Here is a 24,134-nt window from a genome sequence, read left to right as displayed (position 1 = left end):
ATGACCACTTTAGGAATTTATGAGAAGGCGCTCCCTAGAGGAATCAGCTGGGTAGAGCGGTTGACTCTTGCTAAAGAGCTGGGGTTTGATTTTGTAGAAATGTCTATAGATGAAACAGATGAACGATTAGACCGATTGACTTGGGATAAAAAGCAAAGGAAAGAAGTCATTGATGCAGTTCATGATACCGGAGTTAAAATACTATCTATTTGCTTGAGCGGACACCGGCGGTTTCCTTTCGGATCGAAAGATGCAAGCGCAAGAAAAAAAGCACTGGAAATTATGGCTCAGGCAGTGGATTTAGCTTCTGATTTAGGTGTTCGAACAATTCAGCTAGCGGGCTATGATGTGTATTACGAAGAGAAGACAATTGCTTCCCGAAATTATTTTATTGAAAATTTAAAAAAAGCTGTTACGTTAGCAGCAGCAAAAGAAGTGGTTTTATCTATTGAAATTATGGATGATCCTTTTATCAATTCCATTTCTAAATTTCTGAAGATTAAAAAGCAAATTCCCTCGCCTTATTTACAGGTTTATCCAGATTTAGGCAATCTTTCTGCATGGTCGGAAAATGATGTCGGTTATGAATTAGAAGCAGGAATCAGCCAGATATCGGCTATTCATTTGAAGGATACACTGGCAGTAACAGCAGATTTTGATGGAAAATTCAAGGGAGTTCCATTTGGTACAGGCTGTGTCGACTTTTCAGGATGCTTGAAAACCTTGAAACGTCTTGGATACAGCGGACCATTCCTAATTGAAATGTGGAGTGAAACTAGTTCAGACCCTAAAAAAGAGATTGAAGATGCCAAGGAGTTTCTATTTCCTTATTTGAAGGAGGCGGGATATTTTGAGAGATGAAGTAATTAAAAAAATGAAGGAACGGGTTTTTCAAGCGAATTTGGCTTTGCCAAAAGCAGGTCTGGTGAAGTTGACTTGGGGCAATGTCAGCGAGATTAATCGAACTTTGGGTGTGATTGTAATCAAACCCAGCGGTGTACCATATGAGAAAATGACAGTAGAAGATATGGTGATCACTGATTTAGATGGAAATATGTTGACAAAGGGTATGAAGCCCTCCTCTGATTTGGCAACTCATGTCATTCTCTATAAAGAATTTTTAGAAATTGGTGCAGTTGTACATACCCACTCCAAATATGCTGTTATGTGGGCGCAGGCCGGCCGAGAAATTCCAGCGTATGGAACAACCCATGCTGACACTTTCTATGGTCCAGTCCCTTGCACCAGACAGCTTAGTGAGAAGGAAGTCAAAGCAGCCTATGAAAAAGAAACTGGAAAGGTCATTGCTGAACTGTTTCAGCAGCAGTCAGTTGATCCACTAGCTGTTCCAGGAGTTCTTGTCTATGGGCATGGACCTTTTACCTGGGGAGCAACACCTCAGAAAGCAGTAGAAAACAGTATCGTGTTGGATGAAATTGCAGAGATGGCACAGTCAACCGAGGAGATAGGAGGAAAAATAAAACCGATTCCTAACTATTTATTAGACAAGCATTATTTTAGAAAACATGGTAAAAATGCTTATTATGGACAATAAAATGAAAAAGGATTATAGTTTAATTAGATGGAATTGTATAAAATTTCAAATTAATTACGTTTAATTATTACTAAAAAAATAATTAATATTTTTAGTATGATTTCTCAAAGAAATAGCTTTCAGGTATAAGAAATTGAGAAGAAATAAATTTTTTTGTTTGATATAATGTAAGGGATCTAATGCTTTGTTTAAGCATAAAATCAAGGCGTTTTGCTGACCCTTTCAGCTAAATGCCTTGTTTTCTCAAAAATTTTAATAAATCTGACAATTTTTGAAAACCACGAGAGCAAAATTTTTAGTATAATGATGGTATCAAGTATTAATAAACTATTTTGGGGAAGATAGTGCATTAAATCTCTTTATAATACAACAGCTACTGTTCAGGCAGTAGCTGTTGTATTATTTTATGCACTAATTCTGCATATTTTACAGAAAGACAATAAGAGATAAGTAAGAAATCGATTAAATAGTGTATTTCTTAAAAATAGAGTTGAAAAAGACAGTTGAAAACACTATCTGCCGACTAATTATATTAAATATAGGTGATATCTCCTGCCAGTTTCACTTATGTAGGAACATCTAGTGGAACGGTATGCGTACGAAGAAAAAGGCAAATGCTTATCCTAATTACGGCAATTGCCACCTCTTTTCGTAAACAAAGATAGAAGTAGGATATTTTTATTTTTTAATAGGAGCTGTATTTCTTCCGAAGTCTGAAGTTCATTAATTTCAGACTTTTTTTGCATGTTTAGAATTCTTTTGCGTAGCTTAATCTTGAGGAGGAAGCTATGGATATTAAAGAATTTTCAAAAGAGCTGATTGAATGGGGTGTACAAAATAAAGCTCAGGATCTGTACATCTTACCTGAAAGGACAGGCTATAGCATTTTATTTCGAACAGTTCAGCATAGGCAAAAATATAAACAGCTGTCAAAAGAACATGGAGAGAAGCTAATATTTCATTTTAAGTTTATTGGACAAATGGATGTTGGTGAAAAGAGAAAGGCACAGACTGGAGCAGTTACATACGAGGTTAGGGGACAAGAACGCAGGCTTCGGCTATCTTCCGTAGGGGATTTCCGGCAAAGAGAAAGCTTAGTCATTCGTTTTCTACATTTTTTTGGAGACAGCAAAGAGTATTACCTGCTGCCTAAACAGTTGGAAACGGTCAGTAAAGAGGTGAAGGCAGCTGGACTGCATTTATTTTGTGGTCCTGTTGGTTCAGGAAAAACTACTTTAATGTATAAGCTTGCTAAAAATTCAGGAGTAGATGCTCAGATTATTTGTATTGAAGACCCTGTGGAAATTGAAGAGGAAACATTTCTCCAGCTACAGACAAACAATAAAATAGATATGACCTATAATGCATTGATTAAGGCTTGTCTTAGACATCGACCGGATATTTTAATAATCGGTGAAATCAGGGACGGACTAACTGCTCAAGCAGCCATTAGAGCCTCACTAACAGGGCACACAGTTTTTGCAACAATACACAGCAGGGGCATTACTGGAGCGACTGAACGTTTACTGGAGTTGGGCATACAGACCAGAGAACTAGATGAGTGCCTAAAAAGTATTATCTATCAGCGGTTGTTGACGGTAGATATTGAGGGGGAGATTCCTGCTTTACTGATGGAGTATCAGTTCTCTGAATCAAAAACAATGGGGTGGAACAATTTATTGAGAAAGGTATGGGCTTATGGATTTATCAGTACGGAAATTTATTACAAAGAAAAAAGAACCTAAATTAACTAAAAAACAGTCTTCTGGTTTTTTTAAGCTTTTAGCAGAGCTGTTAATGAACGGTTTTTCTTTAAACGAAAGCTTTTCATTTATGAGAAAAGCCAAGGTATTGCCGGCAGCATTAATTGATTTTCTCATAGATGGGTTGGAAAGTGGTGAGGAATTAACCGAATCTTTAGTAAAATTGGAGGTTTCTTCTGAAATTATCACTCAAATAGAATTCGCTCAAAGGCATGGAAATCTAGCGGCAACTTTGACAGGCATTGAACAACATATGGGGATTATGCAAAAACAGAGAGAGAACCTTTCAAAGATACTTATCTATCCATTTATTCTTCTACTGTTCCTATTTGCAGCACTCATCGGTATGAGACAATTTTTGTTGCCCCAGCTTCAGATGAGCGGCCTAACAACTACTGATAATTTTGGTATTCAATTTGTTAGAGCCAGTCCCTATGTTTTAGGTGGCGGTATGCTGCTGCTTATATCATTGACTATCAGTGTTCGCCTTTTGCTTAAAAGAAAGACTCCTTTTAATAGAGCCGTATTTCTAGCAAAAATACCAGGATTTCGATCATACTATATTCAATATACCTCAGCATTTTTTTCTTTGGAATGGGGAAAGCTTTTTTCTCAGGGAATGGAAATTAAGCATATTGTTGTCACAATGAAGGGGCTCCTTAATGAATCACTGATGAGGGAACTATCCGAAATCATTGAGAGAGGTTTGCTAAAAGGGGAACCTTTCTACAATCAGTTAGAATATTTTCCGTTCTTTTCTGAAGAGCTGGCATTAATTATTCAACAAGGAGAAGTTAAGGGAAACTTAGGAAAAGAGCTAATGATTTATAGTGAAATATGCTGGAGAAGCTTCTTTCTGCGAATAGAAAAGCTGATTCAATGGCTTCAGCCAATAATTTTTTTGATTATTGCATTGGCTGTAGTTGGAATTTATGCAGCAATGCTGCTGCCAATTTATGGAGGGATTGATACATTATGAAACAACAAAAGATAGCAAAAAATCACAAAAATAATAATATGGAAAAAAAGCTGCGTAAAAAAAAGCTAAAAGGTTTTACACTTTTGGAAATGCTCATCGTTTTATTAATCATTTCCGTTCTAATTCTGCTTTTTGCTCCAAATTTATCTAGACAAAAGGACAATATTGACAAAAAGGGCAATGCAGCGATTATCAAAGTCGTGGAAACACAAATGGATGTCTATCGTTTAGAAAATGATCAGACACCAACAGTGGATACCTTACTTTCAGAGGGCTATATTACACAGGAGCAATATGATAAATATCAGGCAAATAAGTAAAGAATACCAGGGCTTCACGCTGATTGAGGCTTTGTTGGTTCTGTTGGTAGCTGCATTTCTTATTAGCATGCCCTCATTGTTGCTAAAGCAAAGCCAGCAAAATATCATTGTGGGACAGTTTTTTATGCGGTTTGAAAAGCATCTGCTATATGTTCAGCAAATGGCGATTGTCAGTGAACGAGATTCAGGCATTTATCTTAATACGAAAGAAAGCCGATTGATTTTCTCCTCTGCAAATGGGGAGGAAATATTGAATATCCCAGAGGAGCTGGTAGTTCAGGGACCTCAAAAAATAGTGTTTAAAAATGGTACGGGAAATAATGGCTCATTGTCAAAATATAGTTTTGAATGGGTCTCTAAGAAAGAAAGGATTGAATTTCAGTTTCAGATGGGAAATGGAAGATATGTCAAAAAAATTCATAAAATATAATGGCTATTTATTTATAGAAAGTTTTTTAGCATTAACGATGCTTACTCTGATAATTGGTACTTATCTTTCTGTGAATAGTCTTTTATTAGAAAAAACAAAAGCACAGGAAACACAACTGGAGATGAAGCGGCTTCTTTACGAAGAAGTGAGGCATTATGAAAACTATGGTGGAACAGCTAGCAAAGTCATTTTTAGAAATAATACTTATTATCAGCTAAGTATTACACTGGAAAATAAGAAAATTGTAAAGGCGGCTATTAAAAATGGGGAAGAATCATTTACGGTTGAAGAAATTGAATAGAAGAATGAGGCTATCTGGTTTTACGCTGTTGGAATGTCTGCTTGCATTATTTCTTTTTTCGTTCATCGGTATAATTAGTTCAGGTTATATCCGGCATACCCAACTGCTGACTAGACGTCTAAACAATGCTTCTGAAAAAGAATGGCATGCCTTTCAAATTCAATTGGAGAATGAACTGAAAGAGTGCAGTTTGACTGCTTTGGAAAGTGAAAAGCTAACCTTGTATGACCAGAAGGAGCAATACACGGTACTTATTGAATTTAAATACAATAAAATAGTGAAGTCAGCAAACAACGGGTATCAGCCACTACTGACTAAAGTGGAAAGAGCTATTTTTACTAGAAATGAAAATCGAATACAGGTAGATGTATTGTTTGAAAACGGCAGAAATCATAAGGGTTGCTGGATTATTCCTAAGGAGCTTGAGTATGAAGCAGAGGTATAGAGGCAGTACGATGATAACAGCATTACTCTTTTTCTATTTATTTGGTGTCTTATTTTTAATTGTCGCAGAGGATTATCAATTAACTGTTCAATATTCAAAAAAGACACAAGCCTTTTATACAGCGAAAGTAATCTGTTCAATGTTTTTATCAGAATTTCGACAGTATCAGAATGAAGATAATCAAGGGACAAAAACTTATTCAAAAGGAGTACTCAATTATAAATTAGAGAATCAAAAAATGACAATGATTGTTCAGACTTCTGGGGCGACCTATACCTTCTATGAAGCGGTTAAAAAAACAGAAAAAGATAAAGAGTAAAAAGTTTGTGAATTGTGTATCTAAATCTAAATGAAAATAACTGGTACAGAACAGCAGTCTGAATGGAAATAATGAGATTTTTTTCATGAAACTGCTGTTTTTCTACTGTAAATGCTGAATTTACAAATAATGTTATAAAATTGATTGATTATTATGCGTTTTTTAGATAAAATAGAACAGGTATGAAAGTTGTTATATTTTTTAAGAAGTTGAGGTGTTTTTTTGTTTTCTGAGAAAATGGAAAAGGCTTTCGAATTGCTGGAAGAAGCAATAACTTTACTGAAGAAATCTTTAGATATTTCTTTTTTAGATGCTTATATTGAAAATGGAGATAATCTTCTAGATGATTTTACGGTCAGAGTTCTTGATGGAAAGCCTGAAGAAGCCACGGTTTTGAAACTGGAAGAGATTTATAAGGAATTTCGACAGATTGATCTAAAGCCAGAGGAGCTTAGTCGTTTGACACAGCTTTTGCTGCTGAAAGGAAACAAGGATGAACCTTTGCAAGCCAACCATCAGCTAACACCAGACGGTATTGGCTATTTGTTCATGTACTTATTAGAAAGTTTATCTGCTGAAACAAAGGATTTACGGATTTTAGACATTGCATCAGGTATGGGCAATCTATTATTAACCTTGGTTGTGAATCTGCAGATGAACGGTTATAGGATGACAGGCTATGGTGTGGATATTGATGATACATTATTAGCAGTTGCATCAGTAAATAATGGCTTAGTCAAGTCGAATATTCATCTATTTCATCAGGATGGTCTACAAGATTTACTCATTGATCCAGTTGATGCAGCTGTCAGTGACCTGCCGATTGGCTACTACCCTAATGATGATAAAGCAAAGCAATTTACTGTTGCTTCAGAAAAAGGACATACATATGCACATCATTTGTTGATGGAGCAGGCGATGAATTATGTGAAGCCCGGCGGCTTTGGGCTATTTTTAGTACCTTCAAATATATTTGAATCAGACCAGAGTCAATATCTAAAAAAATGGATTCAGGAACAAGTATTTTTGCAAGGTTTAATTCAATTGCCGAATGAACTTTTTCAATCTGAACAATCGAGAAAAAGTATCATGATTGTCCAAAATAAGGGAAACGAAAGCGTGCAGGCGAAAGAAGTCCTTCTTGCCAAGCTGGCGACAATGAAAGATCCAAAAAACATCACTCAGTTCTTTCAACAATTTGAAGCCTGGAAAGCTTCAAATTTAAAATAAAAATTACTTAATTCATTTAAAGAGGAGAATATCATGTCTAAAACAATTGCAATCAACGCTGGAAGTTCAAGTTTGAAATGGCAATTATACGTAATGCCAAATGAAGAAGTTATCGCTAAAGGAATCGTTGAACGTATTGGATTAAATGATTCAATTTTTACAATCAAGTATGGTGACGATAAAAAGTATGAAGAAATCATTGATATTAACGATCACGAAGTTGCTGTTAAAATGCTGCTTGATAAGTTGATTGAATTAAATATTCTTGGTTCATATGATGAAATCACTGGGGTTGGTCACCGTGTGGTTGCTGGTGGAGAAGACTTTAAAGATTCAGCTTTGATTGACGATGAAGCACTGGCAAAAATTGAAGCATTGGCAGATCTTGCTCCTTTGCATAATCCAGCAAATGCAATGGGAATTAAAGCATTCAAAAAGATTCTACCAGACATCGTAAGTGTGGCAGTTTTTGATACAGCTTTCCATACAACAATGCCTAAGCACAATTATTTATATAGTATTCCAACTGAATACTATGAAAAGTTTGCCGCACGTAAATATGGAGCTCACGGAACAAGCCATAAATACGTAGCACAACGTGCTGCTGAAATGTTGGGCAAACCAATTGAAGAGCTGAAAATCATCACTTGTCACTTAGGGAACGGTGCATCAATTACAGCTGTTGACGGCGGTGTTTCTGTAGATACATCAATGGGCTTCACACCGTTAGCCGGCGTAACAATGGGTACTCGTTCTGGAGATATTGATCCTTCATTACTTCCTTACCTAATGGAAAAGCTTGGTTTGACTGATATCAAGGAAATGATTGATATTTTAAACAAAAAATCCGGTTTATTAGGATTATCAGGTATTTCTAGTGACATGCGTGACTTGGAATCAAATATTGACAAAGAAGAAGTACAAACAGCATATGACATCTTTACAGACCGTATCCGTAAATATATCGGCAGTTATGTAACTGTAATGAACGGTGTGGATGCAATTGTGTTCACTGCGGGAATTGGAGAAAATGATTCTCATGTCCGTAGCGAAGTAATTAAAGGAATGACTTGGTTCGGTTGTGAAATCGATGCTGAGAAAAATAATGTGCGCGGGAAAGAATCTGTGATTTCAACTGAAGATTCAAAAGTAAAAGTACTATTGATTCCTACAGACGAGGAATTAGTAATTGCGCGTGATGTTGAGCGTTTCCGTAAATAATCAACAAATAGCTTACCGAAGCCAAAGAACCCTTCACTCTTACTACTGAGTGAAGGGTTCTTTTTAAAAAGTTAAGTGAAACAATAGTCGATTAAGAAAGGTGTGAGAGATGTGTTCCAATCTTTTAAGGAGACTCCTTCAGCAGTTCGGACTGAACTATGGAATCAGGGATTTTCAGATTATTTAGTACCCGTTAAGGTGACGGAGCAGCAGCTGAATGATAGGCTTAGTTTTTTGAAGCTAAAGGATGATTGGTCTTGGATATACTTGAGTGATGGAAAGCCTGCTGGAATTATTTTGTATGGTGAAGCAGTGTGGGGGCAAGAAAAAGTAGGCTGGATTGGAGGCTTGGCAGTTCATCCAGAGTATCGCAGCAAAAATATAGCAAAGCTTTTGATGAATCAGGCTGAGACAATAGCCAAGCAGCATAGCGTATCCAGAATGACGCTGGAAGTAATTACTGAAAATACTAAGGCAGTTGAACTCTATAAAAAGCTAGGCTATTATATTGCATCGAAGGTTCTAGTTCTAAAAAGAAAAGTAACAGAAAAACCGCAAAGTAAGCTGTCTTTTTCAAAAATAGCAGCTGAACAAATTGTAGAACCGGACAATACTCCTTGGCAAAACTGGCTAAGTCATGGAAATGAGGGCTATAAAATCAGTTCAGAAGAAAATAAACGGATTGGAACAATAGTATTGTCGAGAAATGAACAGCAGGTGACGATTTGTCAGATGAATCTTGTTGATTTCAACAAAGATGGCGAAAACATGATAAGAAATCTAGCGGAAGCATTTGGCCGTGAACAGGTTGTAGGGATGAACTTCTCTGAATCATCGCAAGAGACTAAACAGCTGTTGAATATAGGTTTTAGCCCAATTGTAGAGCAGTATCAGATGGAAAAAAATTATAATACAGATGAACTAGAGTAATCAAACTAAAAATTAATCTATTCTAAAAAATAAAATGAGCAGGCAAGACATTAATCCGTGTTTACTTCCTAATACTGAGGGAGCTATCAGCAGCTATTCGAATTTCTTCGTAAAGTTTCTTAACAATTTTCATCTACTTTGTATTATGCTCCAAGGCGTCATACTTTTGCCCTAACTCTCTTACAATTAAAAAAGGCCAGACAAAAGCTGTTCTTCTGGAAACAAACTGAAAGTCACAAAATTAAAAAATCATTTTTGTGAACATCATCTGATTTCCAAAAGCTGAATGCTTTTGGCTGGGTCCTATTTTTATAGCTTTTATTCTACTTCTTTTGGTACCTTATTGTCTAAATCTGTTCTTACAACAAGGACATCACTGGCGGCATTGCGGATAACGTATTCTGAAACAGATCCGATAAATAGCCGTTCTACAGCGTTTAGTCCAGTTGCACCAATCATGATAAGATCAACATTGTGATCTTGAGGAAGCTGCTTGGCGATGATTCCTTTCGGCGATCCGTATTCAATAACGGTTGAAACCTTTTCGCAGCCGTGCTCCTCTGCTTGTTTTTTGTAGTCATCCAATGTTTGTTTAGCCATTTCTGTTGCCTGCTCAGCCAACATCCCATCAAAAGAAGAGATGGATTGGAAAGCCCGCGTGTCAATGACATGCGCTAGTAGTAGTTCTGCATCATTTCTCATTGCTACATTGACAGCCTTTTTGAAAGCCAGTTCTGCTTCCGCTGAGCCGTCGACGGCTACCATGATTTTACGATAATTTTGTAACATAGGAATCAACTCCTTTATTATTTACTCTATATGAATCCTGCGAGGTGTCCCAAAGGATTTATATAACATTAAATCGTTCTACACTATTATTGTAGAACAAAACAGTCGAAATTCAAATCAAAAAGGGTAAAATTCTCATATTTTTTTTGAGAATGAGATTCCAAAAACTGCGGCAAGCATTAATAGAAAGATAATATAGACTAAGGAAAGATAAAATAGATTGATAATTGCTGTTACAATACCCAACACTCCGAAAATTAAGAACAGGCGGCTAAAGCTATCAAAAAAATCTGAAGAGATGTCTTTTTTTAATGCAGCTGCAAGAAGAGGAAAGCTCTTTTTTAAATAAATACTGATGATAAAAGCGAGTATAGCTGCAGCTAAAATAAGAAAACGAATAAGCATAGTATTCCCCCAAAAAAAGAAACTGCGACATCTACATTAATGTCACAGTTTCTGGAAAGTTTAAAAAAAGGATAATCCGTCGATGCCGTTATTTGTCCTATAGTATTGATCCCGCACTTAGCAGGTGGGTTCCACGATCCCTGATTTTGAGCTACCAAATGAAAAGGCATGCTACCCATCTGGATACTAGTCGGATCCCGAGATATCAATAAAATGTTCGGTCAACACACAAAAAAGACAACGCGCACATCACAGATTAACCATCTTTATAATAGCATAGCTTCTGCCATCCGGCAATGACCATGCATTGGAGAATTTATGAATTTTCTTGTTTCCATTTTTGAATTCGGTCGTATTGCTGATGAAGGGCTTGTTCATATTTTCCAGTGTCAATCGGTTCATAGTATTTTGCATTTTTTAGTTTATCCGGTAAATACTGCTGATTCACCCAAGCATTTTCAAAGGCGTGAGGATACTGATAGCCAATTCCGCGGTTTAGTTCCTTGGCCCCAGAATAATGACTGTCTCTTAAGTGATCAGGAACCTCTCCGGCATTACCGGCTTCGATATCTGCAATGGCCCTGCTTAATGCCGCATTTGCAGAATTAGATTTGGGTGAGAGACAGAGTTCAACAACAGTCATAGACAACGGCATAATAGCTTCAGGAAAGCCTAGTTTTTCAGCGGCCTGTACAGCTGTAACTGCTCGCGCAGCAGCTGTCGGATTTCCCAGCCCAATATCTTCATAGGCAACAACCATTAGACGGCGACAGATAATCGGTAAATCACCTGCGACGACTAATCGACCTAAATAGTGAAGCGCAGCGTCCACATCACTTCCACGAATCGATTTTTGGAAGGCAGAAATAACATCATAATGAGCGTCGCCGTTTTTATCATGTGTCAGTGCTTTTCTCTGAATGCATTCTTCAATAATCGATAGTGTAACGACAATTTTTTGCTCATTATTTTCCTTCGTCGATTTTACAGCTAATTCTAACCCATTTAAAGCACTCCTCAAATCGCCGTTTGTTGCTCGAGATAAATGCAGGAGAGCTTCTGGTTCTAATATTATAGAATATTCTCCTAATCCTCTTTCTTTGTCTTCCAAAGCCCAGTTCACAGCAGTTTGAATATCTTCTTCGCTTAAAGGTTTTACTTCAAAGATTTGTGTCCGGCTGCGTATTGCAGGATTAATAGTAATATAGGGGTTCTCAGTTGTTGCTCCAATCATAATAATTCGTCCGCTTTCCAGATGTGGAAGCAAAAAATCCTGTTTGGTTTTATCCAAGCGGTGAACCTCATCCAGCAGCAGAATAACTGTTCCGCTCATTTTTGCTTCTTCCGCAACTATTTGCAAATCCTTTTTAGTATCTGTTGCCGCATTCAGCATTCGAAAGGCATAGTTCGTAGAACCGGCAATTGCACTGGCTATACTGGTTTTTCCAGTTCCCGGTGGTCCGTAGAGAATCATGGAAGAAAGCATACGTGCCTCCACCATACGGCGGATAATTTTTCCTTCTCCTACAAGATGTGTTTGACCAACAACTTCATCTATATTTCTTGGCCGCATACGGTAGGCTAGCGGTTTTTGCATAGGAATACTTCCTTTCTGTTCATAATCGTAAATTGATAAAAGCTTACAAGACTGCACATAAGACAGGAATGAAAGTCTGAATCTTAGAAGGCAAAGTGATATGAAGTGCCAACTGGTGCTTATTACAGCTAAGTATTGCAGCAATTCATTTTGTTCTTGTCATCTGTTTAGATATTGCGGAAACAGGGTGGGAAATTTTGTTCATAATCCTTGTTTGTTTTAGAGTCATGTATCTTGCTAAGCAGTATAGCGCTTCAATGCATTTTGCGCATGACTTTTTATATAGTTGTTTCCAGCTTCCGCAGCTTTCTCAAGCGGAGGACGTGCAGGCAGGAAATTGTGAAAAGCAAATAGATAAGGCAGCTCTTGTAAAATATACATATTTTCATTATCCAAGAAGGGCAGAAGCTCATAAAGGTGTTCTTTTGGCATGAGATAAAAAGCCTGAAAAGCGATTTGGGCATAAGCATCCTCATCTAAAAACTGAGAAAGCTGCCCCAGTAGTATTTTACTACAAGCATAATTCTGCTGCATTTCACTGGAGCTGTCAGCTTTCATTGGAAAATCCGCAACTGGCTTGTTTTCCGATGACTGAGCGCCCAGTTCAGGTATGTATAGATTCTCAATGCTTCCATCTGCCACCCGTTGGATAAACGAATCAACTGTTTTATATAAAGGAACATAAAAAGGGTTTCCATGATCAAGAAACATAATTTTTCCTCTTAACGGTCCTTGATAAAAAAGTCCAGCGTAATTACTTTCATCATCTGTCCATAAGAAGCAGACATCCGGCAACACTTCAGTCATCATGGAAAGGGCCTGAAATTCTTCACTAGTAATCAAATGGATTTGCGGGTGTAGCGAATTGTAGTTTTGCTGAAAAATACTGTCCAGCTCACTTTCCAGAAGATTGAAGGGAGCAAGGGTTTGCCGATTGATAGACAGTTGTTTCGGTTCAGAAGAAGCTGCCGGTCTTTTCTTTGCTGAGTCTGCCTTTTTTCTAAAAAGCTGATTAAAGAAAGCCATAATAATATCCTCTTTCCGGAATAAACACACATAAAAAAATAAGAAGAGCTATTCCAATTCTTATACACTAGTATACCATGTTTTTATCATAAGAACATACATTCGCATGTTGTTTGGTAAGAGGATTTTATCCGGTGATAGAATCAATTTGGCATAAGAAATTTTATTTATTTTTTACTGCAGACGTTATTTGAAGAGACTCTGCAAAAGACGAATAATGATTTATCAATATGTTTGCTGAAAAATGAACAAGCTTTTTTCAAAAAAATTTTTCTTGTAATTAGGTCAATCCCTTTGCTCTTATACTTTTGTAAGAGCAAGAATATGATACAATATATATAAATACTGTTAAAAAAACAAGACTAGCCGTGATTAGCTTTTTATAAAGCAAGCTTTGACTTTTTGTGATTTATTAATAAGAAGATATACGCAAAGGTTGAAGATTAGATTTGCTGGAGAGAACCACAGGAAGATTACCTGTTTTCATGGCTTATTTTCTATAGATTGTGTATGATAGAGGGTGGCAAAATTGAATAATATCAAGCAATACTTTGAAAAACACACGACAGAAGAGATTGCCCGCTATCTGCTGGGTATGTATTTGGAGCATGAAACAGCAGCTGGCACGTTGGCAGGATATATTGTTGATGCAGAAGCATATTTAGGTCCGGAAGATGAGGCGGCACATAGCTTTGGTATGAGGAATACTCCACGACTGCAGGCAATGTACGGCAGACCAGGAACAATTTACCTATACACGATGCACACACATTTGATTCTAAATATGGTCACCGGAGATGAAGGACACCCGCAAGGAGTAATGATTCGAGGACTGCAGCCGGCTGCAGGTGTTGAAGAGATGATTATTCACCGGAAAGGACGTAGCGGACCGGAGTTATCAAATGGACCAGGCAAGTTGGTTGCTGCATTAGGGATTAGCCGGGAACTGTATGGTCAGTCGATTTTTGACAGCCCGCTGCACTTGGTTTCGGAAAAGAGGAAATATCCTCAAAAAATTCTTGAACTGCCGCGTATCGGTATTCCGAATAAAGGAATTTGGACAGAGGCGCCGCTCCGTTTCGCAGTTGCGGGGAACCCATATATATCTTTACAGAAGAAAGCTGGGGTGGATCAAGAAACCCTGGGGTGGAAGGATGAATAACTAATGAAAAAACAAACAATACTCGATTATTTGAATCAGCAGCTGGAAAAGAAAATAACTGAATTTGATACCGCTATTGACTGGGATACACGGAATCATACGATTGAAGTAGTCGTTCGGTTATTTGCGGAAAATAAGTCAGGAGAACGAATTGATGATGCGCAGGGAGTGGTATCAGAATCTGAAATTATTGAGTTTGAAGATGGCTTATTGTTCTATAACACTCAAAAAGTAAAGCAGATACCTGATGCTTCAGATTATATGGCAGTAATCCCTTTTGATGGGAAAAAAGGCATGTCAAAAGGAGAAATTGATGGAGCACTGACGTATCTAAATGAGGTGCTGATTAACGGTCAGGATAGTCTTCTTGAATTTTTGACAGATGGGGATAAAGAAACATTTGAACTAGTATGGAATGATGATGAATTTAAAAAAGCTATTAAGGAAGCCAGCACAGCTACAGACAGCTATTTTCCTTATCCAAGCTATTAAAAAGGCGGTATTAAGCAAATGAAGTGGACAGAAGTGAAAGTTGAAACGACAAGTGAGGCTGTCGAGGCGGTCTCCAATATTATGATGGAAGCGGGAGCCAGCGGTGTTGCTATAGAGGATGCGCTGGATGTTGAAAATTTTGAAAGCGACATCTATGGTGAGATTTTAGATAAAGATCAGTTTGCTCATATTAAAGAGGGAGCGTTAGTTATGGCGTATTTTCCAGAGACTGCTTTTTTACCGGAAATTGTTCCGTTCATCCAAGAAAATATCTCCCAGCTGCCGAAGTTTGGCTTGGCGATTGGAAAAAATAAATTGACCGTTAGTGAAGTAGCCGAGAGTGACTGGGCGACAGCCTGGAAAAAATATTATCATCCCGTACGGGTAACCCGATACTTGACGATTGTACCAAGTTGGGAAAAGTATGAACCTAAAGATTCAAAAGAGCATATCATTACTTTAGATCCGGGAATGGCATTTGGAACAGGCACTCACCCGACAACACGTTTGACGCTGCAGGCCTTGGAAACTGTTTTACGGGGCGGTGAAACCCTGCTGGATGTAGGAACTGGTTCCGGCGTTCTGAGTATTGCTGCAAAATATTTAGGTGCTGAAACTGTTTATGCATATGATTTAGACGATGTAGCCGTTGCTGCGGCCAAAGAAAATATGGCGTTGAATCCCGTTGCTGCTGATGTTCAGGTTGGTGCAAACAATCTATTGACAGAAATCGCAGTTGAAGCTGATGTGATTGTAGCGAATATTCTGGCAGATATCATTGTATTGATGGTGGAAGATGCATATCGCTTATTGAAAAATTCCGGGACGTTTGTTGTTTCAGGGATTATTAGAGAGAAAAAAGAGATGATTCTTGAAAAGATGACAAGTGTTGGTTTTCAGGTGGATCAGATATTCCAGCAAGGTGACTGGTATGCCATTATTTTAAAAAAATCAGAGGACGAATAATATGCAGCGCTATTTTGTAAAAGAATCTTATAGAAATCAAGAAGTCTTTGCTGTAACAGACGAAAATTATCATCATATTGTACGGGTCATGCGTATGAAGCCGGAAGAAGAGCTTTATTTAGTGTTTGAGGACGGCATCGTTGTATTGGGAGAGATAACAGCGATTGATGAACAGACGGTCTCAGTTAGAGAACTGTCTAAAGAAACAGCGGATAAGGAACTGCCCATCCACGTAACCATTGCTTGCGGACTACCCAAAGGAGATAAGCTGGAATGGGTTGTGCAAAAAGGAACAGAGCTAGGCAGCAGCAGCTTTATTGGCTTTCCGGCTCAAAATTCGATTGTTAAATGGGATCACAAAAAGCTGGCTGCCAAAACGAAGCGGCTGATAAAAATAGCTCAGGAAGCGGCTGAACAATCTCACCGTCAAAGAGTTCCTGAAATACAGTTACTGGAAAAAGAAGCACAGCTGCTTGCTATGTTTTCAACCTATGATAAAGTGCTGATTGCTTATGAGGAATCAGCAAAACAAAATGAGCGGAGCAAACTTGTTGACGTGTTAACAAGTCTTAACACAGGTGCACGGCTACTGTTTGTGTTTGGACCGGAGGGCGGTTTTTCATCTGAAGAGATTGCGTTGTTTGAGCAAAGCGGAGGCATATGCTGTGGTTTAGGACCTCGTATCTTAAGAGCTGAAACGGCTCCGCTGTATGCATTGAGTGCGGTTAGCTATCAACAAGAATTGTTGTCGCAAGGGGGTTGAATATGGGGATTGATTTAAATCGGATTTCTGTTATTTTGCTGGACCCGGCAATGACCGACCAGCAGTTAAAAGAAGAAGTTTTATTTATCAGGGAATATAAAATAAAAATGATATATGTTTTGCCGTATCATGTGAGGCGAACGAAACAGCTTCTAGAGGGCACTGAAGTTCACGTTGGCAGTATTGCCGATTACCCATTAGGAGTCGGCACCTTGGCGAAACAGGCGTTTGAAACAGGGGAACTATATCGGGATGGAGCGACAGAGGTTCAAATTACTGCTACTTTAGAAAATCTTTCAATCAGTAAACAAACCTATCAAATGTTGGCACCACTGGCTTTTGGAAAAGGAGAACTAGGTTTTTTTATTGATATCGAAGAGATGACAGAGGAGGAACGGGGACGAATCGCCATTCAGATTGGACGGACAAACGTGAAGCTGATTTCCCTAGGCTCTAATTTGTCAGTTGAGACGGCGTTGTTTAATTTAGGGATGTTTCGAACAATGCGGGACCGTTATCTGGAAATCCAAGTGAACGTAGACAATCCGACCTTATTGGAGATGGAAATATTGCTTCAAACTGGAGCAACGACTATTGGTGTGAACAATCCTAGAGAAATTCTACCTTTATTTACATGATTCCGAGAAATGAAGGAATTGAAAATTTGGGATTTTAGAGTATAATAAGAGGGTATTGAAAGTGCTGCTGCTTCAAGTAGTACTTTTCTTTTTTACAAAAAATAGCTGTTGTTGTACCGAATACTCCTAAGCAAATGACAACAAAGGCGTGTAGGAAAATGACAGCAAACAATAAATACGCACTTTTAAAAGAGCATCGGCAGTGAAAAGACAGTCGCTGATTCCAGCTAAATTCTGCTATGCTGTTTTAAGATTGAAAAGATTTTGCCATGGTACTTTTCTGCAGCAAGTCTGTAGTTTTAGGCTTGGTGAAGAATTGCGGACAAAGCTACCCGCTGAAAGCTGAAGGAGAGTGAGAACGATGCCGAAAGATGAAATTGTAACAGGACCGGAAGTTATAAGGATTGTATCAAAATATATGTCAGAGAAACACACTGCTTTTGTTGGGAAAGCATACGAGTACGCAAAAGAGGCACATGAGGGGCAAGTCAGAAAATCTGGAGAGCCGTATATCATTCACCCGATTCAGGTTGCAGGTATTCTTGCTGAGCTGCATATGGACCCTCATACCGTAGCTACAGGGTTTCTTCATGATGTAGTAGAAGATACAGATGTGACTCTGGATGACTTAAAAAATGAATTTGGCGAAGATGTAGCTATGCTTGTTGATGGCGTGACCAAGCTTGGAAAAATCAAATATAAGTCTCATGAAGAACAACTGGCTGAAAATCACCGTAAGATGCTGTTGGCGATGGCGCAGGATCTTCGGGTAATTATGGTTAAGTTAGCCGATAGACTGCACAATATGCGCACATTAAAGCATTTACGTGATGATAAGCAAAGAAGAATTGCACAGGAAACGCTGGAAATCTATGCGCCTTTAGCTCATCGCTTAGGGATGAGCCGTATCAAATGGGAGTTGGAAGACACAGCACTTCGCTACATCAATCCAAAACAGTACTACCGGATTGTTCATTTAATGCAGTCGAAACGTGAAGAACGGGAAGAATATATTTTTGAAGCGGTTGAAGATATCAAAAAGGCTACAGAAGATTTAGAAATTTATGCTGAAATTTATGGCCGTCCAAAGCACATTTATTCGATTTATCGGAAGATGAAGGACCAGAAGAAGCAGTTTACAGAAATCTATGATTTACTGGCAATCCGTGTGATTGTTGACTCGATTAAGGACTGCTATGCGGTACTGGGCGCAATCCACACAAAATGGACACCTATGCCTGGACGGTTTAAAGATTATATCGCTATGCCGAAAGCTAATATGTATCAATCCATCCATACAACTGTGATTGGTCCAAAAGGAAATCCTGTTGAGGTTCAGATACGAACACATGAGATGCATCAAATTGCTGAGTTCGGGGTAGCTGCTCACTGGGCGTATAAAGAAGGCAAGACAGATAAGGTGGAGGAAGATCCATCTGGTAAACAGCTGAGCTGGTTTAGAGAAATTCTTGAACTTCAAGATGAAAGCTATGATGCATCTGATTTTATGGAAAGTGTTAAAGGAGACATCTTTAGTGACAAGGTTTATGTTTTTACTCCGACTGGGGATGTAACCGAATTGCCGAAGGGCTCTGGTCCACTGGACTTCGCTTACAGCGTGCATACGGAAATTGGCAATAAAACAACCGGTGCCAAGGTTAATGGCAAAATGGTACAGCTGGACTACACGCTGAAAAATGGAGACATAATTGAAGTCCTTACCTCGCCAAACTCTTTTGGTCCGAGTCGTGACTGGCTGAAGATGGTTAAAACAAGTAAGGCGAGAAATAAGATTAAACGCTTTTTCAAGGTACAGGATAGAGAAGTCAATGTCATTAAAGGACATGATGCAATTACAAAATACCTAAACGAACACGGCTTCCAGCCTAAAGAGTTTATGAATAAGGCAAAAATTGCTGAAGCCTTAGAGCGGTTCAACTATCAAACTGAGGATGATTTATATGCGGCGGTTGGATATGGTGAAATCAGTGCCCAGGTCGTTTCCAACCGTTTGACTGAGAAGGAACGGAAGCAGATTGAACTGGAGAAACAAAAGCAGGAAGCGGAAGAGCTGATGACTCAGCCGGTGAAGAAAGAATCAGATAAAATGAAGGTTCGGCATGAAGGCGGGATTGTGATTCAGGGAATTGATAATTTACTGATTCGTTTGAGCCGCTGCTGCAATCCGGTTCCGGGAGATAAAATCGTAGGGTATATTACTAAGGGACGAGGAGTCTCTATTCATCGGGCGGATTGTCCTAACGTACAGCATCAGGAAGAGCTGGCTGAACGGATGATTGAAGTGGAATGGGAGAACGCAGATAATATTCATAAGGAATATGATGCAGATTTGGAAATCTACGGCTATAACCGCAGCGGTTTATTGAACGATGTTTTACAAGTAATAAGTTCAATGACTAAAAATCTTGTCAGTGTGGAGGCAAAGCCGACAAAAGATAAGATGGCGACGATTCATATCACTGTGAAAATCCAAAATCTTTCTCATTTGAAAACAATTGTCGATAAAATCAAAAGTGTACCAGACATTTACAGTGTTCGCCGGACGAACGGATAGGAGGAGTAAGTTGAAAGCTGTGATTCAAAGAGTCTCCAGTGCCCGTGTAAAACTGGAACAGAAAGTGATTGGGAAAATCGGTCATGGCTTCATGATTCTGCTAGGTATTCATGAAGAGGACACGCTGGAAGATGCTGCCTATTTAGTTCGAAAAATTAGTAAACTGCGTGTTTTTGAGGATAATGAAGGTAAGATGAATCTGGATATTCAGGCAGTACAGGGGAGTATTCTTAGTATTTCACAATTTACGCTATATGCAGATACTAAAAAGGGAAATCGACCGAGCTTTATTCAAGCCGCACGTCCTGAGCAGGCTATTCCGTTGTATGAAGCATTTAATCAGCAGCTGGAAGCAACCGGCATCTCTGTTGAAACCGGAGAATTTGGCGGAGATATGGATGTAGCACTGACAAATGATGGACCAGTAACAATCATTATCGATACAAGAGAAAAATAATAATAAAGTTCCTATTACCAAAAAAATTGATTTTTGATAATAGGGGCTTTTTTTGTAAACTTTTATAAATGCTCAGAAAAATTGGTATAATAAGTTAGTGAGCGTTTACATTTGTTTGCAGGAAGGTGTTGGAAAAAAACTTGCATAAATATAAAAAAAACGATTGCCTCATTTGGAAAAGCTGCCTGTTCCTGATTTAGAAGATACATTAGTGGAGCTGTTTAATTGGGCGAGTCCCTTTATAACGGCTGAAGAAAGCAAAGAACTCAGCCGCAGTCTGGAAGAATTTTCTGAAGGAACTGGCAGAGTACTTCAGGAGCGCTTATTAAAGCATCAGCAGAACAGCTCCGGCAGCTGGTTGGCTTCTTTTTGGCAGGACAGCTATTTAAGCGGCAGAGGACCTGTCCAAAGCGAGTCTAATTTTGCTCTGGTTCCTTCGCTATCCAGTTATCAGCACATTACGTAGAATTACTAAAGAAACAAGAAAAGCTGAAAAGTTAGACGTAAAAAAGAGCTGTAGGGTTTATCCTTAGGACAAACCCTATAGCCCTTTCAACCTCAATAAATAGGCAAATAACTATTTATTAAGGCTGAAAACTCAACATTTTTCTGATAATTGAAGGAGAAAGCTGAAGTTTAGAAAAAGCTTCAAATAGGGTGTTCTAAGACTCCATTTCTTCTAATTCAAGACTCAAATCTTCCCATTCTTGTAGCTGCTGTTCTTGTTCTTCATGTGCTTTTTCCAGCTTTTTATTAAGTTCCATCAGCCCGACATGGTCATCGGCAACCTCAGGACGGCTCATTTCTATTTCTAATTCAGCAATATGCTCATCCAATTTACTGAGAGTTTCTTCAATCTGAGTAATTTTTCGTTTCAGATTTCTTAAGATTTTCTGAGCTTCTTTGTTCTGGTAAAAGTTATTTTTATTGCTGGCGAATACTTCTTTCTCTTGCGCTTCACCTGCGGCTAAAGCGGCAAGCTCTTCCTCTTCTTTTTTCTTTTCTAAATAATAATCATAATCGCCTAAGTAGAGCTTACTTCCATTTTCCGATAGTTCAATGACTTTGGTAGCAATTCGGTTAATGAAGTAGCGGTCATGGGAAACAAAGAGCAAGGTGCCTTCATAATCAATCAAGGCGTTTTCCAATACTTCTTTATTGTCAATGTCTAGGTGGTTAGTTGGCTCGTCAAGAACCAGAAAATTTTCTTTATTCATTGACAGCTTAGCCAGAGCAACACGGGCTTTTTCTCCGCCGCTTAATAATGGAATAGTTTTTTCTACATCATTCCCGCTGAACAAAAAGCTGCCTAAAACACTGCGGATATCTTTCTCCGGAGTCGTTGGATGCTCATCCCATAATTCTGCCAAAACGGTTTTGTTGCCATGAAGAGTTGCCTGCTCCTGATCATAGTAGCCAATTGAAACATTTGTTCCGAGAAAAGCTTGTCCTTTAATAAAGGGTAACGTGCCGATAATCGATTTTAAGAGTGTGGATTTTCCAATACCGTTGGGTCCAACTAATGCAATTGCTTCCTGTCGGCGGATATCCATAGTAATAGGAGCAGAAAGGATTGTGTCATCATAGCCAATCGCCGCGTCTTCAACTTGTAAAACGACGTTCCCGGAAACCTTCTCAATATCAAAAAGAAAATTAGCAGATTTTTCATCTCCGGCAGGGCGATCCAGCCGCTCCATTTTTTCCAGTGTTTTTCTACGACTTTGCGCCCGTTTGGTCGTAGAAGCCCGTACTAGGTTCCTAGCGACAAAATCTTCCAGCTTTTGAATTTCAGTTTGCTGTTTTTCAAATGCTTTCCATTCACTAGCTAGCTGTTCGGCTTTTAGTTCAAGGTATTTAGAGTAATTTCCTTTGTAGTAGCGCATCTTTCGTCTGCTGATTTCATAGATTTCAGTTACGACCTTATCTAAAAAATAACGGTCATGAGAAACAATCAGCAGTGCGCCAGAGTAGTTTGGCAGGTAGCCTTCTAGCCACGACAAGGTCTCAATATCCAAATGATTGGTTGGTTCGTCGAGAATCAGCAAGTCTGGTTTCTGGAGTAACATTCGGGCCAATGCCAAACGAGTTTTTTGTCCCCCAGACAGTGAGGCTACCGGACGATCGTAAAAGCTGTCATCAAAACCGAAGCCATGCAGCACAGAACGAATCTCATTTTCCATGCTGTAGCCGTTTTTGTCTGAAAAGTCCTGCTGTAGTCTATCGTATTCCTTTAAGATTGAAGGGTAATTAGCTGCCTCAGGATCTGTCTGACTAATCTGCTGTTCTAGCTCCCGCATTCTGTTTTCCATAGCAGTAATAGCTGAGAACGCCAGCAGCATTTCATCCCAGATGTTTTTTTCAGAGTCCAGCCCAGTGTCCTGAGCAAGATAACCAATGGTAGCTGTTTTGGTTTTAGAAATAGTTCCAGCATCCGGAGCCTCTACTCCAGCAATGATTTTCAAAAGTGTAGATTTTCCAGCACCATTCCGACCTACCAGAGCAATCCGGCTGTTGTCGGCTATTTCCATTTGTATATTTTCAAACAAAGTTTCAGCGCCAAAAAAACGGGCAATCTGATTTGCTTGTAGTAAGATCATGGTTCTATCCTCATTTCATCGTAATCTTTCTTAGTTTAGCATAAAATACTAAAAAATTCAGTTACATAAGAAGCTGTAGGTTATAAAACAGAAGATTTAGGCAATAAATAGTTTTTTATGAGCACCAACGTTGCTTTTTAGCTCTTGGAACTGCTATTATTAGTAGTGGAGATATAGAATGAGTTGGAGGTATGAATGTGAAAGAGCAAACGATACCAAAAGCCACTGCGCGTAGGCTTCCTTTATATTATCGTTATTTACGTATTTTATATGATGCTGGTAAAAGTAAAGTTTCCTCAACTGAGTTGAGTGAAGCAGTTCAAGTTGATAGCGCTACGATTCGTAGAGATTTTTCTTACTTTGGTGAGCTGGGAAAACGGGGCTATGGCTATGATGTAGAAAATCTAATGAACTTTTTCGGTAAAACACTAAATGATGATGAATTAACCAATGTAGCTTTAATTGGTGTTGGGAATCTGGGCAGTGCCTTATTGAAGTACAAATTTCATCAGAGCAACAGTATTCGTGTGAGCTGTGCTTTTGATATCAACGAAGAAATCGTTGGACGAATCGTAGATGGTGTTCCTGTCTATCCTATCGAGGATATGCTGGAGCAAATCAAGATTCAACAAATTGAGGTGGCAATTTTAACGCTACCTGCCAGAAAAGCGCAGGATGTTGTAAATCAGCTAGCTGAAGCGGGGATTAAAGGAATTTTAAACTTTACCATTGCCCGTCTGGCAGCGCCATCAGATGTATTGATTCAAAATGTCGATCTAACCAATGAACTGCAAACATTAATCTATTTCCTGCATCACGATGGAGATTTGATTGAGACAGGTGAAGAATAGACGGTAAAAGCAATTAAGATGGACGTCCTGAAACCTGGGAATTACACAAGATGTTGTTTAGTATCTGTCTTTTCGTTTAATAAAAAAGGGCTCTTTGTCAACTAATGTTGGTGAAGAGAAATCTTAGAATTTTTGAAGATCAAGAGGAAACATTTCTCTTGGTCTTTTTTAGTTTACAATTAAAGCGTTGCCGTGACGAATCATAATTCGCAGTTTGAAATTGTAAAAGCTACGGAAGCCATACGCATTCCGTTTTAAAACTTTGATATGGTTGTTTAAACATTCCAGCGGTCCATTGGAGTAGGTGTGTTGAAGAGCATTTT

General features: G+C 38.6%; 26 protein-coding genes, 1 other RNA gene and 1 pseudogene. 21 read left to right on the top strand and 7 right to left on the bottom strand.

All coding sequences use genetic code 11. The features are described 5' to 3' along the window. The 12 genes from ACPWSO_RS06695 to ACPWSO_RS06640 all read left to right on the top strand — a co-directional run bounded on the left by ACPWSO_RS06695 (position 1) and on the right by ACPWSO_RS06640 (position 9,493). A complete protein-coding gene (locus ACPWSO_RS06695) occupies positions 1–861 on the top strand; it encodes an L-ribulose-5-phosphate 3-epimerase (protein WP_426082103.1) in 861 nt (286 codons plus the stop codon). A 13-nt stretch (positions 862–874) separates the two neighbouring features. Next, a complete protein-coding gene (locus ACPWSO_RS06690; protein WP_426082302.1) occupies positions 875–1,555 on the top strand; it encodes an L-ribulose-5-phosphate 4-epimerase in 681 nt (226 codons plus the stop codon). 788 nt (positions 1,556–2,343) lie between these two features. Further along, the gene (gene comGA, locus ACPWSO_RS06685; protein WP_426082102.1) at positions 2,344–3,300 is read left to right on the top strand and encodes a competence type IV pilus ATPase ComGA; all 957 of its coding nucleotides are present in this window, start codon (positions 2,344–2,346) and stop codon (positions 3,298–3,300) included. Beyond that, on the top strand, positions 3,254–4,297 hold the full coding sequence (gene comGB / locus ACPWSO_RS06680; RefSeq protein WP_426082100.1) for a competence type IV pilus assembly protein ComGB: 1,044 nt from the start codon (positions 3,254–3,256) through the stop codon (positions 4,295–4,297). Before comGA ends, comGB begins: the two co-directional genes overlap by 47 nt. After that, positions 4,294–4,617, top strand: a complete 324-nt coding sequence (comGC, locus tag ACPWSO_RS06675; RefSeq protein ID WP_426082099.1) for a competence type IV pilus major pilin ComGC — start codon at positions 4,294–4,296, stop codon at positions 4,615–4,617. Before comGB ends, comGC begins: the two co-directional genes overlap by 4 nt. Next, on the top strand, positions 4,592–5,047 hold the full coding sequence (comGD, locus tag ACPWSO_RS06670; protein ID WP_426082098.1) for a competence type IV pilus minor pilin ComGD: 456 nt from the start codon (positions 4,592–4,594) through the stop codon (positions 5,045–5,047). The genes comGC and comGD overlap by 26 nt, the downstream gene beginning before the upstream one ends. Further along, positions 5,022–5,348, top strand: a complete 327-nt coding sequence (locus ACPWSO_RS06665; RefSeq protein ID WP_426082097.1) for a competence type IV pilus minor pilin ComGE — start codon at positions 5,022–5,024, stop codon at positions 5,346–5,348. The genes comGD and ACPWSO_RS06665 overlap by 26 nt, the downstream gene beginning before the upstream one ends. Further along, positions 5,311–5,793 (top strand): competence type IV pilus minor pilin ComGF, encoded by a 483-nt coding sequence (comGF, locus tag ACPWSO_RS06660; protein WP_426082096.1) that lies wholly within the window; start codon positions 5,311–5,313, stop codon positions 5,791–5,793. Before ACPWSO_RS06665 ends, comGF begins: the two co-directional genes overlap by 38 nt. Next, complete coding sequence (comGG, locus tag ACPWSO_RS06655; protein WP_426082095.1) at positions 5,777–6,112, top strand: competence type IV pilus minor pilin ComGG; 336 nt, start codon at positions 5,777–5,779, stop codon at positions 6,110–6,112. The genes comGF and comGG overlap by 17 nt, the downstream gene beginning before the upstream one ends. 222 nt (positions 6,113–6,334) lie before the next feature. Next, positions 6,335–7,342, top strand: coding sequence for a class I SAM-dependent methyltransferase (locus tag ACPWSO_RS06650; RefSeq protein ID WP_426082094.1), 1,008 nt, complete (start codon positions 6,335–6,337; stop codon positions 7,340–7,342). 33 nt (positions 7,343–7,375) lie between these two features. Beyond that, on the top strand, positions 7,376–8,563 hold the full coding sequence (locus ACPWSO_RS06645; protein WP_426082093.1) for an acetate/propionate family kinase: 1,188 nt from the start codon (positions 7,376–7,378) through the stop codon (positions 8,561–8,563). 111 nt (positions 8,564–8,674) lie between these two features. Beyond that, complete coding sequence (locus ACPWSO_RS06640; RefSeq protein ID WP_426082092.1) at positions 8,675–9,493, top strand: GNAT family N-acetyltransferase; 819 nt, start codon at positions 8,675–8,677, stop codon at positions 9,491–9,493. Positions 9,494–9,811: 318 nt separating this feature from the next. Here ACPWSO_RS06640 and ACPWSO_RS06635 read toward each other — a convergent pair whose 3' ends face one another. The 5 genes from ACPWSO_RS06635 to ACPWSO_RS06615 form a co-directional block, all read right to left on the bottom strand. Then, positions 9,812–10,282 (bottom strand): universal stress protein, encoded by a 471-nt coding sequence (locus ACPWSO_RS06635; RefSeq protein WP_426082091.1) that lies wholly within the window; start codon positions 10,280–10,282, stop codon positions 9,812–9,814. A gap of 135 nt (positions 10,283–10,417) precedes the next feature. Then, positions 10,418–10,687: a hypothetical protein gene (locus ACPWSO_RS06630; RefSeq protein ID WP_426082090.1), complete on the bottom strand. Its 270-nt coding sequence runs from the start codon at positions 10,685–10,687 to the stop codon at positions 10,418–10,420. A gap of 69 nt (positions 10,688–10,756) precedes the next feature. After that, a non-coding RNA gene (gene ssrS / locus ACPWSO_RS06625) (6S RNA) lies at positions 10,757–10,948 on the bottom strand. A gap of 55 nt (positions 10,949–11,003) precedes the next feature. Next, complete coding sequence (locus tag ACPWSO_RS06620) at positions 11,004–12,284, bottom strand: replication-associated recombination protein A (protein WP_426082089.1); 1,281 nt, start codon at positions 12,282–12,284, stop codon at positions 11,004–11,006. 237 nt (positions 12,285–12,521) lie between these two features. Beyond that, complete coding sequence (locus ACPWSO_RS06615; protein WP_426082088.1) at positions 12,522–13,310, bottom strand: hypothetical protein; 789 nt, start codon at positions 13,308–13,310, stop codon at positions 12,522–12,524. Between the two features lie 595 nt (positions 13,311–13,905). On the opposite strand from ACPWSO_RS06615, the pseudogene ACPWSO_RS06610 reads away from it, so the two are divergent. The 8 genes and pseudogenes from ACPWSO_RS06610 to ACPWSO_RS06575 all read left to right on the top strand — a co-directional run bounded on the left by ACPWSO_RS06610 (position 13,906) and on the right by ACPWSO_RS06575 (position 20,829). Then, positions 13,906–14,534: pseudogene (locus ACPWSO_RS06610) on the top strand (DNA-3-methyladenine glycosylase). Further along, positions 14,476–14,964 carry a DUF3013 family protein gene (locus tag ACPWSO_RS06605; protein WP_426082087.1) on the top strand — a complete coding sequence of 163 codons (489 nt, stop codon included), beginning with the start codon at positions 14,476–14,478 and terminating at the stop codon, positions 14,962–14,964. Before ACPWSO_RS06610 ends, ACPWSO_RS06605 begins: the two are co-directional and overlap by 59 nt. Before the next feature lie 18 nt (positions 14,965–14,982). Next, complete coding sequence (gene prmA / locus ACPWSO_RS06600; protein WP_426082085.1) at positions 14,983–15,930, top strand: 50S ribosomal protein L11 methyltransferase; 948 nt, start codon at positions 14,983–14,985, stop codon at positions 15,928–15,930. Between the two features lies 1 nt (position 15,931). Then, a complete protein-coding gene (locus ACPWSO_RS06595; RefSeq protein WP_426082084.1) occupies positions 15,932–16,693 on the top strand; it encodes a 16S rRNA (uracil(1498)-N(3))-methyltransferase in 762 nt (253 codons plus the stop codon). A 2-nt stretch (positions 16,694–16,695) separates the two neighbouring features. Continuing rightward, on the top strand, positions 16,696–17,331 hold the full coding sequence (locus ACPWSO_RS06590) for a deoxyribose-phosphate aldolase (protein ID WP_426082083.1): 636 nt from the start codon (positions 16,696–16,698) through the stop codon (positions 17,329–17,331). Positions 17,332–17,692: 361 nt separating this feature from the next. After that, positions 17,693–19,906: a RelA/SpoT family protein gene (locus ACPWSO_RS06585; RefSeq protein ID WP_426082082.1), complete on the top strand. Its 2,214-nt coding sequence runs from the start codon at positions 17,693–17,695 to the stop codon at positions 19,904–19,906. Between the two features lie 10 nt (positions 19,907–19,916). Continuing rightward, complete coding sequence (gene dtd, locus ACPWSO_RS06580; RefSeq protein ID WP_426082081.1) at positions 19,917–20,363, top strand: D-aminoacyl-tRNA deacylase; 447 nt, start codon at positions 19,917–19,919, stop codon at positions 20,361–20,363. A gap of 172 nt (positions 20,364–20,535) precedes the next feature. After that, positions 20,536–20,829, top strand: coding sequence for a choline/carnitine O-acyltransferase (locus ACPWSO_RS06575; protein WP_426082080.1), 294 nt, complete (start codon positions 20,536–20,538; stop codon positions 20,827–20,829). Between the two features lie 196 nt (positions 20,830–21,025). Here the strand turns inward: ACPWSO_RS06575 and ACPWSO_RS06570 are convergent, their stop codons facing one another. Further along, positions 21,026–22,960 (bottom strand): ABC-F family ATP-binding cassette domain-containing protein, encoded by a 1,935-nt coding sequence (locus tag ACPWSO_RS06570; RefSeq protein ID WP_426082079.1) that lies wholly within the window; start codon positions 22,958–22,960, stop codon positions 21,026–21,028. Positions 22,961–23,157: 197 nt separating this feature from the next. On the opposite strand from ACPWSO_RS06570, the gene ACPWSO_RS06565 reads away from it, so the two are divergent. Beyond that, complete coding sequence (locus tag ACPWSO_RS06565; protein ID WP_426082078.1) at positions 23,158–23,811, top strand: redox-sensing transcriptional repressor Rex; 654 nt, start codon at positions 23,158–23,160, stop codon at positions 23,809–23,811. Between the two features lie 168 nt (positions 23,812–23,979). On the opposite strand, the gene ACPWSO_RS06560 is transcribed toward ACPWSO_RS06565, so the two are convergent. Further along, the coding region (locus ACPWSO_RS06560) for a transposase (protein ID WP_426082301.1) at positions 23,980–24,134 on the bottom strand (155 nt) is incomplete at its 5' end.

The organism is Enterococcus sp. LJL51, from assembly GCF_049894025.1.
In the GTDB taxonomy this organism is placed as follows: domain Bacteria; phylum Bacillota; class Bacilli; order Lactobacillales; family Enterococcaceae; genus Enterococcus_L.
This window is presented reverse-complemented; position numbering and strand designations above follow the sequence as displayed.